Origin of the sequence: Phenylobacterium sp., assembly GCF_036563285.1 — a bacterium.
Lineage (GTDB): Bacteria > Pseudomonadota > Alphaproteobacteria > Caulobacterales > Caulobacteraceae > Phenylobacterium.
In genome coordinates this window covers 1,115,572-1,131,404 of sequence record NZ_DATCMR010000011.1, presented here as the reverse complement: position 1 = coordinate 1,131,404, position 15,833 = coordinate 1,115,572, and the positions used below count along the sequence as shown (strand labels likewise).

The window sequence follows — 15,833 nt, the reverse complement described above, 5'->3', positions numbered from 1 at the left end:
CCGTCCAGGCGTTCTTGACCGACCTCGCGTCAGGGCGCTTCGCTAGCCGCCAGCAATGTGCGGGAGGACGCGATGGCCGAGCTTTCCATGGACGACCTGATGTTCCGCCCGGGGCTGATGCGGGGCCAGCGGGTGCTGATCACCGGCGGGGGGACGGGGCTGGGCAAGGTGATGGCCGAGGCCTGCCTGATGCTCGGGGCCGACGTCTACATCTGGGGCCGGCGTGGCGGGGTCGTGGAGGACGCGGCCAAGGAACTGATGGACGCCCACGGCGGCAAGTGCGTCGGCCGGGCCTGCGACATCCGCGTGCCCGAGGCGATCCACGACGCCATGGACGAGATCTGGGCTGACGGCGGGGCGCTGACCGGCCTGGTCAACAACGCGGCGGGGAACTTCATCAGCCGGACGGAGGACCTCTCCCCCCGCGGCTTCGACGCCATCGCCAACATCGTCTTCCGCGGCTCGTTCTTCGTCACGCTGGACGCCGGCAAGCGCTGGCTCGAGGAGGGCAAGCCCGCCTCGGTGGTCTCCATCCTCACCACCTGGGTCTGGCACGGCGGACCGTTCACCGTGCCGTCGGCGATGTCGAAGGCGGGGCTCAACGTCATGACGCAGTCGCTGGCGGTGGAGTGGGGCAACCGCGGCGTCCGCTTCAACGCCATCGCGCCGGGGCCCTTCCCCACCGAAGGGATGAGCGCCAGGCTCAATCCCACCGGCCAAGGCGCGAACGAGGCGCCCAAGGACCCGATGACCCCGCTCAACCGCAACGGCGAGATGCGCGAGCTCGCCAACCTGGCCGTCTACCTGCTCGACCCGGGGTCGGCCTATGTGAACGGCCAGACCATCGCCATCGACGGCGGCGGGCACCTGCGCGGCGGCGGGTTCAGCCGGCTGGCCGAGTGGGGCGACGCCGAGTGGGAGCAGGCCCGCAACGCGATCCGCTCGGCCAACGAGAAGGACCGCGCGCAGCGCACGGTGTGAGTGTTACACGCCGCGGCAGGCCTATTTGCACCACCCAGCGCGCCAACTCTCGCAGACGCGTAAGATATTGGATTCACTTGCCAAAGCCCTTTCGTAGAATGTACGCCACCCTGGCGAAGGGGCCTAAGAATATTTGCGTGCGGGGTTGGCCTCGCCGCGGGTTGGCCTAGGATGACGCGCGTCACTTTTTGAGTCTTAGTCATGTCCCAGGTCGCCTACCTCCCCGCCGGCAAGCGCGAGCAGACCAAGGTGCAGAACCGCCAGGCGATCCTGGTGGCGGCGCGCGAGGTGTTCGGGGAGCTGGGCTACGAGACGGCCACGGTGCGCGACATCATCCGGCGCACCGGCCTCGCGGCGGGGACCTTCTACAACTACTACCGCTCGAAGGAGGAGGTGTTCGCCGCCCTCGCCGACGACGGGGCGCGGCGGTTCGGGCCGATCCTGAAGAGCCTGCGGGCGCAGCACGGCGGCGACTTCGAGAGCTTCGTCCGCGCCGCCATCACCGCCTATTTCGAGTTCCAGGCCGCCGAGCACGCCAACTTCCTGGCGAGGCGCCCGGCCGGCGAGCCGCACGTGCACATCCACGGCGAGACCCCGGAGATGGCCGCCGTCTACGCCGAGGTGCGCGACGCCATCGTCGAGGCGGTGTCCGGCGCCGACGGCCCCGACCCCGACTACACGGCCGCGGCGTGCATCGCCGTGGCGCGCGAGGTCGGCGAGAAGATGCTGGAGCGCCGTCCCATCGACACCCGCGCCGCCGCCGAGTTCGCGGTGGCGATGATCCTGGGCGGACTCAACGGCCTGCCGCGGGCCGGCTGATGGGGAGAGGCACGGCCCGCCGCCGCGTGGTCCGCACCCTGCTCTCGCTGCCGGCTCCCATGCTGCGCCTGATGTCCGGCGGGGGCGTGGTCTACCAGGGCGGCCGCACGCTCGATCCACGCCTGCAGTTCCTCGCCGCCCAGGCCAGGGGCTCGGCCCCGATGACGGCCATGTCGCCGGAGCAGGCGAGGCGCGCCAACGCCGAAGGCGTCGCGTCGGTCAGCGGCGATCCCGAGCCCGGGGTGCGCTGGGAGGCGCGCAACGTCGACGGTCCGCGCGGCCAGGTCCCCTGCCGGATCTATCGGCCGGAGACCCAGGATCCGGAGACGCCGGTCACCGTCTTCGCCCACATGGGCGGCGGGGTCATCGGGGACCTGGAGACCGGCCACGCCTTCTGCACCCTGCTGGCCAGGCATGCCCGCGGCCCGGTGCTGTCGGTCGACTACAGGCTGGCGCCCGAGCACCGCTTCCCGGCCGGGCTGCAGGACGTGATCGCCGCCTACCGCTACGCCCGCACCCATGCGCCGGAGTTCGGCGCCCCGCTGGGGCGCGCGGCGATCGGCGGCGATTCCATGGGCGCCAACTTCGCCGCGGCCATCTGCCAGGAGCTGAAGCGCACGGGCGAGCCGCAGCCCTGCCTGCAGCTGCTGGTCTATCCGTGCGTCGACGTGGCCTGCCGCAGCGCCTCGACCGAGACCTATGCCGACGCCTTCCCGCTCTCGAAGGCGCTGATGGACTGGTTCATCGGCCACTACATGGGACCCGAGGACAACCCACGCGACCCGCGCCTGTCGCCGCTCGCCGAAACCGACCTCGCAGGCCTGGCGCCGGCAATCGTGGTCACCGCCGGCTTCGATCCGCTGCTGGACCAGGGCGAGGCCTATGCCCGCCGGCTCAAGGCGGCCGGCGTGCCGGTCGTCTACCGCTGCTACGACAGCCTGGCGCACGGCTTCACCGCCTTCACCGGCGCCGTGCCCGCCGCCGACGTCGCCTGCCGCGAGATCGCCGGCCTGGTGCGCGAGGGCCTCGAGGGGCGGATCTGCTGATGCGGGCGCTGGTCGTCGAGGCGCTGGCCCCGGACTACGCCGGCGTCAGGGTGAAGGACATCCCGGCCCCTGAGCCTGGGCCCGGCGAGCTGCGCGTCCGCGTCCGCGCGGCGGCCGTGAACTTCCCTGACCTGATGCAGACCCGCGGCGAGCACCAGCACAAGCCGGCGCTGCCCTTCGTAGGCGGAATGGAGCTGGCGGGCGAGGTGGATGCGCTGGGGGACGGGGTCACGGCCTTCCAGGTCGGCGACCCGGTGGTCGGCGGCGCGCGGGGGTGCTTCTCCGAGTACGCCGTTGTCCCGGCCGCGACCCTGCACCGCAAGCCTGAGGGCCTCTCCTTCAGCCAGGCCGCGGCCTATCCGGTCGCCTACCTCACCGCCTACGTGGGCCTGGTGCGCGCCGGGCAGGTGCAGCCGCGGGAATGGGTGCTGGTGCATGGCGCGGCCGGTGGTGTCGGGTTGGCCGCCGTCGACCTCGCCAAGGCCCTCGGCGCGAAGGTGATCGCCGCTTCGGCCTCGGAGGCCAAGCTGGCGGTGATCCAGCAGGAATACGCCCCCGACGCCGTGGTGAACGTCACCGGCGGTTTCCGCGAGCAGGTGAAGGCGATCACCGGCAAGGGCGCGGACGTGATCTACGACCCCGTCGGCGGCGACGTCTTCGACGAGAGCACCCGCTGCATCGCTTTCGGCGGCCGGATCCTGTCCATCGGGTTCACGTCAGGCCGGCTGCCGGTGCTGCCGGTGAACATCGCGCTCATCAAGGGCTTCTCGGTGCATGGCGTCCGGGCGGGAGAGTACGGGCGCCAGTTCCCCGAGAAGGGTCGGGAGAACCAGTCGGCGATCTGGAAGCTGGCCGAAGAGGGCAAGGTGCGGCCGCGGGTGCACGCCGAGTTCCCGCTGGACGACTGGCGGGCGGCCTACGGAACACTCGAGCACCGCACGGTGGTCGGGAAGACGATCATCCGTCCGGACGTGTGATGAGCCGCGTTTCCCTCCCCTGCAGGGGAGGGAGCGGCCGCGCAGCGGCCAGGGTGAGGAGGTGTGGGGAAGGGACGCCGTCGCTGGGAGCGGGCGAATCCGGAGGTTCGGAGATCCTTCTCGTCGCTTCCTCACCCGGCTCGCCTGAGGCGAGCTGTCCCTCCCCTGGAGGGGAGGGAAAGGAACTTCCTCACCGGCTCGCCTCCGGCGAGCTGTCCCTCTCCACCAAGGCACGGAAGAGGTCCGGGTTGACTCGGTCCCGGCCATCAACTATCCACCGCCGCTCGAATTTTCGACCCGGAGCCCCCCAGTGAAGCGGACCTTTCAGCCCTCGCGTCTCGTGCGCAAGCGCCGTCACGGCTTCCGCCTGCGCATGTCCACCAAGAATGGACAGAAGGTGCTGGCCCGCCGCCGCGCCAAGGGCCGCAAGCGCCTGAGCGCTTAAGCTTAAGAGCTCCTATATGGTGTCGGCATGGCCGGCGCCGCTTTCCCAATCGAACGCCTGAAGAAGCGCGCCGACTTCCTGGCGTGCGCCCAGGCCCCCTCGACCGCCAAGGGCGCCGTCGTGGTGCAGGCGCGCTCGCGCGACGAGACGCCGCTGGTCCGGGCCGGATTCACCGCCACCAAGCGGATCGGCGGGGCGGTGGAGCGCAACCTGGCCAAGCGCCGGATGCGCGAGGCCGCCCGCCTGCTGCTGCCCGAATTGGCGCGTCCCGGCTTCGACTATGTGTTCATCGCCCGCGGCGGTGTGACCACCCGCCCCTGGGACCGTCTGCTTGACGACGTGAAAACCGCGCTGATAAGGCTCGCCGCCGACCGCGACGGGCGAGCCAAGGCCGCCGTACCCCCCGTCTCTCCTCCAGAAAACCTCTGAGCCCGCGCGCCCACATGCAGAACGAAGACTCCCGCAACACGATCATCTTCCTCGTGTCCGCGGCGATCCTGTTCCTCGCGTACAACTTCTTCGTGCTGGAGCCGCAGTCCAAGCGCCGCGAGGCCGAGGCCGCGCGCGCCAAGGCCGAGGCGGCCGCGCAAGGCCCTGCGCTCCCGCAGCCGGGCGCGCCGGCCGTCCAGGTCCCGGCGGAGGTGACCCGCGCCGCGGCGCTGGCCACCAGCCCGCGGGTGGCGATCCGCACGCCGTCCCTGTCCGGCTCGCTGTCCCTGCGCGGCGCGCGCATCGACGACCTGTTCCTGACCCAGTACCGCGAGACGGTCGACAAGAACTCGCCGCCGGTCGAGCTGCTGCGTCCCGAGGGGACCAAGTTCGCCTGGTTCGCCGACATTGGCTGGACCGGCGCCAACGTCCCGGGCCTGCCCACGGCCGACACCGTCTGGACGCTCGCCCAGGGCTCCACACTGGCGCCGGGCCAGCCGGTGGTGCTGACCACCACCAACGGCCAGGGCCTGACCTTCACGCGGAAGATCGAGGTCGACGACCGCTTCATGTTCACGATCACCGACACGGTCGCGAACCTGGGCGTCACGCCGATCACCATCGCCCCGTTCGCCTCGGTGCAGCGCCAGGGCGTGCCGGCCGACCTCGGCAAGAACCAGATCCTGCACGAGGGCGGCGTGGGCGCGCTGGGCGAGGATCACCGCCTGCGCCTGCTGGGCTACCGCAAGTGGATCAAGGACAGCGGGGACGACACCTTCGCGTCCAAGGGCGGCTGGCTGGGGATCACCGACAAGTACTGGCTGGCCGCCGTGGTCGCCGACAACGGTGAGGCCATCCAGGGCCAGTTCCGCCACAACAGGATCCGCGGCCTGGACGTGGTGGACGCCAACTTCGTGGGCCAGGCCCGCACCGTGGCGCCCGGCCGCCAGGTCACCGAGACCACCCGCTTCTTCGCCGGCGCCAAGCGGGTGCCGATGCTGCGCGACTACGAAGCCAAGCTCGGCATCCCGCGCTTCGACGACGCGGTGGACTGGGGCTCCATGTTCTTCTGGATCACCCGGCCGATCTTCGAGGTGCTGCAGTTCATCTACAACCTGGTCGGCAACTTCGGGATCTCGATCCTGCTGCTGACCGTGCTCGTCCGCCTGGTCTTCTTCCCGCTGGCGAACAAGCAGTACGAGTCGATGACCAAGATGAAGAAGGTGCAGCCCCAGATGGAGGAGCTGCGCAAGAAGTTCAAAGACGACCCTGCCCGCCAGCAGCAGGAGCTGCTCGCCCTCTATCAGCGCGAGAAGGTGAACCCGCTGGCCGGCTGCCTGCCCATCCTGCTGCAGATCCCGGTCTTCTACGGCCTCTACAAGACGCTCACCGTGACCATCGAGATGCGTCACGCCGAGTTCATGGGCTGGATCAAGGACCTGTCGGCGCCCGACCCCACCAACATCTGGAACCTGTTCGGCCTGATCCCGTGGGATCCCGCCGCCGTGCCGCTGATCGGCAGCTTCATCGGCTCGACCGCGACGCACCACGGCTTCCTGGCGCTGGGCATCCTGCCCCTGCTCTACGGCTTCACCATGTGGCTCACCACCTCGATGAGCCCGCCGGCGCCCGATCCCATGCAGCAGCGGATCTTCCAGCTGATGCCGATCATGTTCACCTTCATCATGGCGCCGTTCGCCGTGGGCCTCCTGATCTACTGGACCTGGTCCAACGTGCTGACGATCCTTCAGCAGTACGTGATCATGCGCCGCTTCAAGGTGGACAACCCGATCGACCGGATGATCCGCAAGTTCACCGGCAAGCCCGCGCCCGAAGGATGAGCGAGCCCTTCACGCCCGACGAGCTGGAGGCGGCGCGCAAGCTGTTCGCGCGCGAGACCAAGTTCATGATGGGCGCGGTGAACATGGCCGGCCTGCCCGACAGCGACCTGCCGGAGGTGGCGTTCGCAGGCCGCTCCAACGTGGGCAAGAGCTCGCTGATCAATGCGGTGACCGGGCGGACGCACCTGGCGCGGGCCTCCAACGAGCCGGGCCGCACGCGGGAGGTGAACTTCTTCGTGCTCGACGAGCGGCTACGGCTGGTGGACCTGCCCGGCTACGGCTTCGCGCGGGCGGCCAAGGGCGAGGTGAAGAAGTTCCAGAACCTGGGCCGCGACTACCTGCGGGGCCGGCCGAACCTGAAGCGCGCCTACCTGCTGATCGACGCGCGCCACGGGCTGAAGCCGGTGGACGGCGAGGCCATGGACGCCTTCGACACGGCCGCGGTGTCCTACCAGATCGTGCTCACCAAGGCCGACAAGCTGAAGGCAGCCGAGGTCGCGGCGGTCACCGAGAAGACCCTGAAGCAGATCGCCAAGCGCCCAGCCGCCTTCCCGCGCGTGCTGGCCACCTCCTCGGAGAAGGGAACCGGCATCCCGGACCTGCGGGCGGAGATCGCGGCGGCCTGCGAGATCGCGCTCTAGCCCTTGCGCTCATCCCCGCGCAGGCGGGGACCCAAGCTGAGACTGCCGCCACGCACGGGGCGGTGGCTGAACGGTCCTATGGGTCCCCGCCTGCGCGGGGACGAGCGGTCGGGGTGATTGGCGGACCTTGCGGCAGCGCGCTAGGACGGGCTTCGAACGAGGACATCCCATGCTGCAAACCGACGCGCGCACCGTCTACGACGAGGACCTGAACGTCTTCCGCGACCAGGTGCGGAAGTTCTTCGACCGGGCGCTGACGCCGAACCTCGACCGGTGGGAGGAGGAGGGCGTCGTCGACCGGGCGTTCTGGACGGCTTGCGGCGAGGCGGGGCTGCTGTGCCCGACCGTGCCGGCGGAGTACGGCGGGCTGGGGCTCGACTTCCGGTACAATGCGGTGATCGACGAGGAGCTGGCCTATGCGGGCTCGTCGGCCGGGATCACCCTGCAGTCGGACATCGTCGCCGACTACATCGTCAACTACGGCTCCGACGAGCAGAAGGCCCGCTGGCTGCCGGGGATGATCTCCGGCGAGGTGGTCACCGCCATCGCCATGACCGAGCCGGGGACGGGCTCCGACCTGCAGGGGGTGCGAACCACGGCGCGCAAGGACGGCAACCACTATGTGGTTTCGGGGTCCAAGACCTACATCACCAATGGCCAGAACGCCGACCTGATCATCGTAGTGGCCAAGACCGATCCGGACGCCGGCTCGAAGGGCATCTCGCTGGTCCTGGTGGAGGCCGACCGGGAGGGCTTCAAGCGCGGCCGCAACCTCGACAAGGTAGGCCAGAACTCGGCCGACACCTCGGAGCTGTTCTTCGAGGAGGTTCGGGTCCCGATCACCAACTGCCTGGGGGAAGAGGGCCGCGGCTTCGCCTACCTGATGAGCCAGCTGCCGCAGGAGCGGCTCGGCATCGCGGTGTCGGCGCAGGCGGGCGCGCAGCGGGCCTTCGACGAGGCGGTGAAGTTCACCAAGGAGCGCAAGGCGTTCGGGCAGAGCGTGTTCGATTTCCAGAACACGCGGTTCACGCTGGGCTCCCTGAAGTCGAAGCTGCAGGCCGGCTGGGCGCACATCGACTGGGCGATCGCGCGGCACCTGCAGGGCAAGCTGACGGCTGCGGAAGGCTCGGCCGCCAAGCTGTTCCACACCGAGCTGCAGTGGGAGGTGGTGGACGCCGCCCTGCAGCTGCACGGCGGGGCCGGCTACATGAACGAGTACCCGATCGCGCGGCTGTGGCGTGACGCCCGCGTGCAGCGGATCTACGGCGGGACGAGCGAGATCATGAAGGAGGTCGTCGCGCGGTCGATCTGATTTCCCTTCTCCCGTCGGGAGAAGGGTAGGGATGAGGGCGGCGCAGCGATCCAATCGGCAGAGCGAGGGGCCGATTGTCCGCAGGCCCTCGGCCCCTCACCGTGCGGGCGGTGAGGCACAGCCGCCCTCACCCTGCCCTCTCCCAAGGGAGAGGGTTAGCGCCGAACCACCTCGCCGCCTTTCATGACGAACACCGGGCGTTCCAGCACGCGGACGTCGGCGAGCGGGTCGCCCTGGACGCCGACCAGGTCGCCGAACGCGCCCGGCGCGACGCGGCCCACGTCCTTCTCCTGTCCAAGCGCCTGGGCCGCGTTGAGCGTGGCGGACTGGATCGCCTGCAGGGGCGTCGCGCCATAGCGGACCATGACGGCGAACTGCTTGGCGTTCTCGCCGTGCGGGAAGATGCCGGCGTCGGTGGCGAAGGCCTGCTTCACGCCGCCCTTCAGGGCCTTACGGAAGTTCTGCCGCTGCAGTTCGCCGATCTCGCGGTCCTTCCTGAGGTTGTCCTCCAGGACGCCGTTCTTCTTGCCCTCGGCCTGGGTGTAGTCGGTGTTGTAGATGTCCATGTCGAACACCGTCCCGCGCTGGGCGGCGAGGCGGATGCCCTCGTCGTCCACCAGGCTGACGTGCTCGATGGTGTCGACGCCGGCGCGGATGGCGTCCTTGATGCCCTCCGGCCCGTGGGCGTGGGCGGCGACCTTCAGGCCGGCCATGTGGGCCTCGTCGACGACGGCTTTCATCTCCTCGAGGCTGAGCTGCTGGGCGCCCACCCGGGGGCCGCGGGAGAAGACGCCGCCGGTGGCGCAGATCTTGATCATCTGGGCGCCGTACTTCTTGGCGGTGCGCACCTTGCGGCGCGCGTCCTCGGGCCCGTCGATGGTGTAGGGGCTGACCTCGGCCATGGACGGCGGGAAGAAGGTCGAATCGCAGTGGCCGCCGGTGGCGCCCAGGGCGTAGGTGGCGGTGACCACCCGCGGGCCGGGGACGAAGCCCGCGTCGATCGCCTCGCGCAGGCCCACGTCGGCATAGGCCTCGGAGCCCACGTTGCGCACCGTGGTGAAGCCGGCCTCCAGGGTATCCTTGGCGTGCCGCGTGCCGATCACCGTCCAGAAGGCGTCTGAGAACTCCAGGTAGGTGTAGCCCCCGTACTTCGGCGACGAGGTCAGGTGGACGTGCATGTCGATGAGGCCGGGCAGCAGGGTGACGCCCGGCAGGTCCACCCGCTGCGCGCCGGCCGGCGCCGCGTCGCCCGCACGGCCGACCGAGACGATCCGGCCGTCGGTGATCACCACCACGGGCCGCTCGACATACCGCCCGGTCGTGACGTCCAGCAGCCGGTCGGCGGTGACCGCCACGGTGGCGGCCTGCGCCGTTCCCGCCAGCGTCAGGGCGGCCACGGCCGCGCCCAGTGCGATCTTCATGCAAGCTCCCCCTTGGATGCGCGGCGACGCTAGCACGGCGCCGGCGTGGTGACAGGGGCCCCTCCGTCCGCTAAGCGGACCCACCGGATTTCGAGGGAGCGGCGGGCGCGGTGAGCCAGGTGACCGAAGGCCAGGGCTGGGCAACGGCCAAGACGCTCGCCGAGGCGCTGCCCTACATCCAGATCTACGACCGCGAGACCGTGGTCATCAAATACGGCGGCCACGCCATGGGCGAGGAAGAGGTCGCCAAGCTGTTCGCGGCCGACACCGTGCTGCTGAAGATGCTCGGCGTGCATCCGGTCGTGGTGCACGGCGGCGGGCCGCAGATCTCTGCGTGGCTCGAGAAGGCAGGCGTGAAGTCGACCTTCATCGATGGGCTGCGGGTCACCGACGAGGCGACCATGGAGGTGGCCGAGATGGTCCTGTCCGGCGCGATCAACAAGGAGATCGCCAACTGGATCACCCAGGCCGGCGCCGAGGCCGACGTGCGCGGCGTCGGCCTGTCGGGCAAGGACGCCCGGCTGCTGGTGGTGGAGAAGGTCACCCGCACCAAGAAGGACCCCGAGAGCGAGGTCGAGCGGATGGTCGACCTGGGCTTCGTCGGCGAGCCCAAGAAGGTGGACCCGACCATCCTCGACGCCCTGATCCACGCCGAGGAGGACTACATCCCGGTGGTGGCGCCGATCGGCGTCTCGGAGGCCGGCCAGACCTACAACATCAACGCCGACACGGTGGCCGGCGCGATCGCCGGCGCCCTGGGCGCCAAGCGCATGCTGCTGCTCACCGACGTGGCCGGCGTGCTGGACAGGAACGGCGAGCTGATCCGCCAGCTGAGCGTGGCAGAGGCGAAGAAGGCGATCTCCGACGGCGTCGCCACCGGCGGCATGATCCCCAAGCTGGAGACCGCGATCGCGGCGGTGGAGGCCGGGGTGGAGGCGGTGGTCATCCTCGACGGGCGCAGGCCGCACGCCATGCTGGTCGAGCTGTTCACCGAGCACGGGGCGGGGACGCTGGTCTGCGAATGAGCGCCGACCTTCGGCATATCGAGACCTGGCTCTTCGACCTGGACAACACCCTCTATCCGGCCGAGTCCGGCTTCATGGGCGAGATCGAGAAGCGGATGACCGCCTTCGTGGAGCGGGCGACCGGCCTACCGCGGGACGAGGCCTATGCGCTGCAGAAGGCCTACCTGCGCGAGCACGGGCTGACGCTGATCGGGATGATGCGGAACCACGGGATCGACCCGCGCGAGTTCCACGCCATCTTCCACGACATGTCACTGGACGCCCTGGCGCACGACGAAGCGCTGGTGGCGGCGATCGAGCGGCTGCCGGGGCGGCGCCTGATCTTCACCAACGCCGACGACGTGCATGCCGAGCGGGTGCTGGCGCGGCTGGGGCTCAGCCATCTGTTCGACGACGTCTTCCACATCGCGCTGACGGACTACAACCCGAAGCCCAGCAAGCGCGCGTTCGAGGCCATGGACGCCGCGCACGGGATCGATCCCCGCGTCACGGCCTTCTTCGAGGACTCGGAGCGCAACCTCGAGCCCGCCGCCGAGCTCGGCATGACCACCGTGCTGGTGGGCCCGCACGCGGCCGCCTCCACCGCCCCCTTCGTCCACCACCGCACCGAGACGCTGGCGACCTTCCTGAGCGAGGCGCAGCTGAAGGAAGCCGCATGAACGCCATCACGCCCGAAGACCTGAAGACCGAGATCGAGGCCGCCTGGGCCGCCCGCGACGGGCTGAACACTCAGACCAAGGGCCCGATGCGTACGGCGGTCGACGAGACGCTGAACCTGCTCGACTCCGGCCAGCTGCGGGTCGCCGAGCGCGGCGCGGACGGCGCCTGGCATGTGAACCAGTGGGTGAAGGAGGCGATCCTGCTCTCCTTCCGGCTGAACGCGAACCAGGTGATGCGGCCGGGGCCCTACTGGGACAAGGTCCCGCTGAAGTTCGACGGCTGGGACGCCCCGCAGTTCGAGGCCGCCGGCTTCCGCGCCGTGCCCGGCGCGGTCGTCCGCCGCGGGGCGTACGTGGCCCGCAACGTGGTCCTGATGCCGTCCTTCGTGAACATCGGCGCCTATGTGGACGAAGGCACGATGATCGACACCTGGGCCACTGTGGGCTCCTGCGCCCAGGTGGGGAAGAACTGCCACATCTCCGGCGGCGCGGGCCTGGGCGGGGTGCTGGAGCCCCTGCAGGCCAACCCCACCATCATCGAGGACAACTGCTTCATCGGCGCCCGTTCCGAGGTGGCCGAGGGCGTCATCGTGCGCGAGGGCAGCGTGCTCTCCATGGGCGTCTACATCACCTCGACCACGCCGATCGTCGACCGCAAGACCGGCGAGACGCGGCTGGGCGAGGTGCCGCCCTACTCGGTGGTGGTGTCCGGCTCGCGGCCCAACCCGGTGGACCCGGCCCTGCCCTCCACCTACTGCGCGGTGATCATGAAGACGGTGGACGAGCGCACGCGGTCGAAGACGTCGACCAACGAGCTGCTGCGGGACTAGCGCTTGCGCCCGCCCTCGTCCGGATAGGGCGTCCCGTCGCGGTGGCGGTAGACGCTGTCCGGCCCAACGATCATGTCGAGGTCGGGATAGTCGCAGTGGTCGTCGTCGGGGCTGCGCGTCCCGATCTCCAGCAGGCGCGCGTCGCGGTCGCTGCGGTTGATCAGGTGGTGGCCGTTGGGCTCGCCGGCCCGGAAGGCGGCGCACTCCCCGGCGCGCAGGGTCTGCGCCCCCTCGTCGGTGACCAGCTCGACCTCGCCCTCCAGCACCCAGACGAACTCGTCCTCGGCGGTGTGCCAGTGGCGCTGGGACGACCAGCCGCCCGGCTTCAGGGTCATCAGGTTGACGCCGAACTGGGTCAGGCCGGCCGCGTCGCCCAGCTTCTGCCGGTGGCGGGCCAGGCAGGGCTCGTGGAACGGGGCGGGATAGGCGCTGCCGGTGCGCACGGGCGCTTTGTCGATGTCGATCTTGGGCATGCAGGCTTTCCGGGCTAGGACCGTCCCTAGAGATAGGCAACGGCAGAGCTGGACGCGACCTTGATCGATGCCATCGACCTCACCCGCGAGCTGATCCGCCGGCCTTCGGTGACGCCGGCCGACGCGGGGGCCATGGACGTGGTCGAGCAGACGCTGGCGGGCCTGGGCTTCGCCTGCCGCCGGATGCGGTTCGGGGCGATCGAGAACCTCTACGCCCGCTACGGGACCGCGCGGCCGAACCTCTGCTTCGCCGGCCACACCGACGTGGTGCCTGTCGGCGACGCCGGGAGCTGGTCCAAGGACGCCTTCGCCGCGGAGGTTGTCGAGGGCGTCCTGATCGGCCGGGGCGCCGTCGACATGAAGAGCGCCATCGCCGCCTTCGCCGCCGCCGCCGCCAACGCCATCGAGGCCGGCCGGGTGAAGGGCTCCCTGTCCTTCCTGATCACCGGCGACGAGGAGGGCGTGGCCACCCACGGCACCAAGAAGGTGGTGGAGGCGCTGCAGGCGGAGGGCGAGGGCATCGACCACTGCATCGTCGGGGAGCCGACGAGCTCCGAGACCTTCGGCGACATGGTCAAGGTGGGGCGCAGGGGTTCGATCAACGTCGACATCAAGGTGGAAGGCGTCCAGGGCCACGTCGCCTATCCGCACCGCGCGGCGAACCCCGTGCCGGTGCTGCTGAAGCTGCTTACGGCCCTACAGACGAAGGTGCTCGACGAGGGCTACCCGGAGTTCCAGCCGTCCAATCTTGAGATCACGAAGATCGACGTGCCGAACACGGCCACCAATGTGATCCCGGGCGTCGCCACCGCGCGGCTCAACATCCGCTTCAATCCGAACCACACCGGGGCGTCGCTCGCGGCCTGGATCGCCGGGGAGGCGGAGAACGCCGTCGAGGGCTTCAAGGGGTTCGCCACGGTCACGCCGCAGATCAGCGGCGAGGCCTTCCTCACCGAGCCGGGGCCGTTCACCGATGTCGTCGCCGCCGCTGTCCGCGATGCCGTGGGCCGGGAGCCGGAGCTCTCCACCACCGGCGGCACCTCCGACGCGCGCTTCATCCGGGCGCTGTGTCCCGTCGTCGAGCTGGGCCTGGTCGGCACGACCATGCACCAGGTGGACGAGCGCGCGCCCGTCGACGAGATCCGGAAGCTGCAGGCGGTCTACGAGCGCCTGATCGCCCGGTACTTCGAGGCGTTCGCCTAGTACTCCACGCCCACGAGATAGAGCCCGTCGGCCGGCGCCACCGGGCCGCAGGCCTTGCGGTCGCGGGCGTCCAGCGCCGCCTTTAGGTCGTCGGCGCTCCAGCGTCCGAGGCCGACCTGGGCGAGGCTGCCGGTCATCGAGCGGACCTGGCGGTGCAGGAAGGAGCGGGAGGCAAAGGCCAGGACCACGTGCCCGCCTTCGCGGCGCACCTGCGCCACGTCGAGCGTCTTCATCGGCGACTTCGCCTGGCAGGCCAGGTCGCGGAAGGTGGTGAAGTCGTGGTGGCCGACCAGCACCTGGGCGGCGGCGTGCATGGCGTCCGCGTCCAGCGGCTTCTTCACGTGCCAGACCCGGCCCTGGTCCAGCGCCGGCGGGCTCTTGCGGTTGAGGATGCGGTATTCGTAGCTGCGCTTCTTCGCCGAGAAGCGCGCGTGCCAGCCGTCCGGGGCCACCGAGGCCTCCAGCACCGAGATCGGGGCGGGCACGAGATGGGCGTTGAGCGCGTCGCGCACCACCTCTGGCTTCCAGTCCTTCTCGAGGTCGATGTGCACCACCTGGTGGGCGGCGTGGACCCCGGTGTCGGTGCGCCCGGCCGCCTGCAGCCGCAGCGTCTCGCCGCAGAACCCCTTCACCGCCCGCTCGATGGAGCCCTGCACGCTCGCCAGCCCGTCCTGCGCCTGGAACCCGTGGAAAGGACGCCCGTCGTACTCGATGTCGAGCCTGTAGCGCGGCATCAGCCGAGCCTCGCCCCGACCGGCAACGCCGTCCCGCGCAGAAAGACCTCCGCGTCCTGCGGCCCGCGGCCCTCGCGCTGCACCCGCAGCAGCCGCACCGCCCCCTCTCCGCAGGCCACCAGGAGGCGGTCGTCCAGCACCTGGCCGGGCGGGCCGTCCACGTCCTCGAAAGCCGACAGCAGGGCCTTCACGCGCACCGGACCTTTCTCGCTCGGCAGCGTGAACCAGGCCCCCGGAAAGGGCGACAGCCCGCGGATCTTGCGGTCGACCTCTTCCGCGGGTTTGGTCCAGTCGATCCGCGCCTCCTTCGTGCGGATCTTCTTGGCATAGGTGACGCCCGCCTCCTCCTGCGCCATCTCGTTCGCCTCGCCGCGTTCGATCTCGGCGAGCGTGCGGACGATCAGCTCGGCGCCGGCCGCCGCCATCCGGTCGTGCAGCGTGCCGGCGGTGTCGCGTGCGTCGATGCGCACGGTGGCGGTCGAGAGCACCGGGCCTTCGTCGAGGCCCTCGGTCATCCGCATCACCTGGACGCCGGTCACCTTGTCGCCGGCCATGATGGCCCGCTGGATCGGGGCGGCGCCGCGCCACCTCGGCAGCAGCGAGCCGTGGACGTTGAAGCAGCCGAGCCTGGGCGCCTCCAGCACCTCGCGCAGCAGGATCTGGCCGAAGGCGACCACCACGGCGCAGTCGAGCTCCAGCGCCCGGAAGCCTTCGATCTCGGCGGGGTCCTTCATCGAGACGGGCGTGCGCACCGGCAGGCCGTGGGCCTGGGCGAAGGCGTGCACCGGCGAGGGCCTCAGCTCGTGGCCACGCCCGCGCGGCGCGGGCGGCTGGGAATAGACGCAGGCCACCTCGTGGCCCGCCGCCACGATGGCGGCGAGCGCCTGGACGGCGAAGTCGGGGGTGCCGAGGAAGGCGAGACGCATGGCGCCTCTTAGCCGCCCCTCGCCAGCAAGGGAACTTGGGCGCAAGCTTAGCCGTTGCCAGCCTCGATCAT

The 15,833-nt window shown here is 70.3% G+C and carries 17 protein-coding genes; 13 read left to right on the top strand and 4 right to left on the bottom strand.

Annotation, left to right across the window (positions count from 1 at the left end; translation table 11 throughout):
• The first annotated feature begins 72 nt into the window (after window positions 1-72).
• From VIL76_RS16395 to VIL76_RS16355, 9 genes are all read left to right on the top strand, one after another.
• Window positions 73-981, top strand: a complete 909-nt coding sequence (locus tag VIL76_RS16395; RefSeq protein ID WP_332046104.1) for an SDR family oxidoreductase — start codon at window positions 73-75, stop codon at window positions 979-981.
• A 201-nt stretch (window positions 982-1,182) separates the two neighbouring features.
• The gene (locus VIL76_RS16390; RefSeq protein ID WP_332046103.1) at window positions 1,183-1,800 is read left to right on the top strand and encodes a TetR/AcrR family transcriptional regulator; all 618 of its coding nucleotides are present in this window, start codon (window positions 1,183-1,185) and stop codon (window positions 1,798-1,800) included.
• Window positions 1,800-2,846: an alpha/beta hydrolase gene (locus tag VIL76_RS16385; protein ID WP_332046102.1), complete on the top strand. Its 1,047-nt coding sequence runs from the start codon at window positions 1,800-1,802 to the stop codon at window positions 2,844-2,846. The genes VIL76_RS16390 and VIL76_RS16385 overlap by 1 nt, the downstream gene beginning before the upstream one ends.
• Complete coding sequence (locus VIL76_RS16380; RefSeq protein WP_332046101.1) at window positions 2,846-3,823, top strand: NADPH:quinone oxidoreductase family protein; 978 nt, start codon at window positions 2,846-2,848, stop codon at window positions 3,821-3,823. Before VIL76_RS16385 ends, VIL76_RS16380 begins: the two co-directional genes overlap by 1 nt.
• A gap of 310 nt (window positions 3,824-4,133) precedes the next feature.
• Window positions 4,134-4,268: a 50S ribosomal protein L34 gene (gene rpmH / locus VIL76_RS16375; RefSeq protein ID WP_293482274.1), complete on the top strand. Its 135-nt coding sequence runs from the start codon at window positions 4,134-4,136 to the stop codon at window positions 4,266-4,268.
• A 27-nt stretch (window positions 4,269-4,295) separates the two neighbouring features.
• Window positions 4,296-4,697, top strand: a complete 402-nt coding sequence (rnpA, locus tag VIL76_RS16370; RefSeq protein ID WP_332046100.1) for a ribonuclease P protein component — start codon at window positions 4,296-4,298, stop codon at window positions 4,695-4,697.
• 14 nt (window positions 4,698-4,711) lie between these two features.
• Window positions 4,712-6,538, top strand: coding sequence for a membrane protein insertase YidC (gene yidC, locus VIL76_RS16365; RefSeq protein WP_332046099.1), 1,827 nt, complete (start codon window positions 4,712-4,714; stop codon window positions 6,536-6,538).
• Window positions 6,535-7,179 (top strand): ribosome biogenesis GTP-binding protein YihA/YsxC, encoded by a 645-nt coding sequence (gene yihA, locus VIL76_RS16360; protein ID WP_332046098.1) that lies wholly within the window; start codon window positions 6,535-6,537, stop codon window positions 7,177-7,179. Before yidC ends, yihA begins: the two co-directional genes overlap by 4 nt.
• Before the next feature lie 169 nt (window positions 7,180-7,348).
• Window positions 7,349-8,491 carry an acyl-CoA dehydrogenase family protein gene (locus tag VIL76_RS16355; RefSeq protein ID WP_332046097.1) on the top strand — a complete coding sequence of 381 codons (1,143 nt, stop codon included), beginning with the start codon at window positions 7,349-7,351 and terminating at the stop codon, window positions 8,489-8,491.
• A gap of 155 nt (window positions 8,492-8,646) precedes the next feature.
• Here the strand turns inward: VIL76_RS16355 and VIL76_RS16350 are convergent, their stop codons facing one another.
• Window positions 8,647-9,912 (bottom strand): metal-dependent hydrolase family protein, encoded by a 1,266-nt coding sequence (locus VIL76_RS16350; protein ID WP_332046096.1) that lies wholly within the window; start codon window positions 9,910-9,912, stop codon window positions 8,647-8,649.
• Window positions 9,913-10,022: 110 nt separating this feature from the next.
• Here VIL76_RS16350 and argB point away from each other — a divergent pair, with 110 nt between their 5' ends.
• Genes argB through dapD form a run of 3 tightly spaced genes read left to right on the top strand, consistent with a single transcriptional unit; the run spans window position 10,023 to window position 12,426 of the window.
• Window positions 10,023-10,937: an acetylglutamate kinase gene (gene argB / locus VIL76_RS16345; protein WP_332046095.1), complete on the top strand. Its 915-nt coding sequence runs from the start codon at window positions 10,023-10,025 to the stop codon at window positions 10,935-10,937.
• The gene (locus VIL76_RS16340; protein ID WP_332046094.1) at window positions 10,934-11,596 is read left to right on the top strand and encodes a pyrimidine 5'-nucleotidase; all 663 of its coding nucleotides are present in this window, start codon (window positions 10,934-10,936) and stop codon (window positions 11,594-11,596) included. Before argB ends, VIL76_RS16340 begins: the two co-directional genes overlap by 4 nt.
• Window positions 11,593-12,426, top strand: coding sequence for a 2,3,4,5-tetrahydropyridine-2,6-dicarboxylate N-succinyltransferase (gene dapD, locus VIL76_RS16335; protein WP_332046093.1), 834 nt, complete (start codon window positions 11,593-11,595; stop codon window positions 12,424-12,426). The genes VIL76_RS16340 and dapD overlap by 4 nt, the downstream gene beginning before the upstream one ends.
• Here dapD and VIL76_RS16330 read toward each other — a convergent pair.
• Window positions 12,423-12,899: a cupin domain-containing protein gene (locus VIL76_RS16330; RefSeq protein WP_332046092.1), complete on the bottom strand. Its 477-nt coding sequence runs from the start codon at window positions 12,897-12,899 to the stop codon at window positions 12,423-12,425. The two genes, dapD and VIL76_RS16330, sit on opposite strands and share 4 nt — an antisense overlap.
• Before the next feature lie 60 nt (window positions 12,900-12,959).
• On the opposite strand from VIL76_RS16330, the gene dapE reads away from it, so the two are divergent.
• Window positions 12,960-14,102, top strand: a complete 1,143-nt coding sequence (dapE, locus tag VIL76_RS16325; protein ID WP_414695440.1) for a succinyl-diaminopimelate desuccinylase — start codon at window positions 12,960-12,962, stop codon at window positions 14,100-14,102.
• On the opposite strand, the gene truA is transcribed toward dapE, so the two are convergent.
• The gene (truA, locus tag VIL76_RS16320; RefSeq protein ID WP_332046091.1) at window positions 14,099-14,836 is read right to left on the bottom strand and encodes a tRNA pseudouridine(38-40) synthase TruA; all 738 of its coding nucleotides are present in this window, start codon (window positions 14,834-14,836) and stop codon (window positions 14,099-14,101) included. The two genes, dapE and truA, sit on opposite strands and share 4 nt — an antisense overlap.
• A complete protein-coding gene (gene fmt, locus VIL76_RS16315) occupies window positions 14,836-15,762 on the bottom strand; it encodes a methionyl-tRNA formyltransferase (RefSeq protein WP_332046090.1) in 927 nt (308 codons plus the stop codon). The genes truA and fmt overlap by 1 nt, the downstream gene beginning before the upstream one ends.
• Window positions 15,763-15,833: the final 71 nt, after the last annotated feature.

Coding starts and splice junctions, on each gene's coding strand:
- VIL76_RS16395 (WP_332046104.1), top strand. CDS start 73: ATGGCCGAGCTTTCCATGGACGACCTGATGTTCCGCCCGGGGCTGATG.
- VIL76_RS16390 (WP_332046103.1), top strand. CDS start 1,183: ATGTCCCAGGTCGCCTACCTCCCCGCCGGCAAGCGCGAGCAGACCAAG.
- VIL76_RS16385 (WP_332046102.1), top strand. CDS start 1,800: ATGGGGAGAGGCACGGCCCGCCGCCGCGTGGTCCGCACCCTGCTCTCG.
- VIL76_RS16380 (WP_332046101.1), top strand. CDS start 2,846: ATGCGGGCGCTGGTCGTCGAGGCGCTGGCCCCGGACTACGCCGGCGTC.
- rnpA (WP_332046100.1), top strand. CDS start 4,296: ATGGCCGGCGCCGCTTTCCCAATCGAACGCCTGAAGAAGCGCGCCGAC.
- yidC (WP_332046099.1), top strand. CDS start 4,712: ATGCAGAACGAAGACTCCCGCAACACGATCATCTTCCTCGTGTCCGCG.
- yihA (WP_332046098.1), top strand. CDS start 6,535: ATGAGCGAGCCCTTCACGCCCGACGAGCTGGAGGCGGCGCGCAAGCTG.
- VIL76_RS16355 (WP_332046097.1), top strand. CDS start 7,349: ATGCTGCAAACCGACGCGCGCACCGTCTACGACGAGGACCTGAACGTC.
- VIL76_RS16350 (WP_332046096.1), bottom strand. CDS start 9,912: ATGAAGATCGCACTGGGCGCGGCCGTGGCCGCCCTGACGCTGGCGGGA.
- VIL76_RS16340 (WP_332046094.1), top strand. CDS start 10,934: ATGAGCGCCGACCTTCGGCATATCGAGACCTGGCTCTTCGACCTGGAC.
- dapD (WP_332046093.1), top strand. CDS start 11,593: ATGAACGCCATCACGCCCGAAGACCTGAAGACCGAGATCGAGGCCGCC.
- VIL76_RS16330 (WP_332046092.1), bottom strand. CDS start 12,899: ATGCCCAAGATCGACATCGACAAAGCGCCCGTGCGCACCGGCAGCGCC.
- truA (WP_332046091.1), bottom strand. CDS start 14,836: ATGCCGCGCTACAGGCTCGACATCGAGTACGACGGGCGTCCTTTCCAC.
- fmt (WP_332046090.1), bottom strand. CDS start 15,762: ATGCGTCTCGCCTTCCTCGGCACCCCCGACTTCGCCGTCCAGGCGCTC.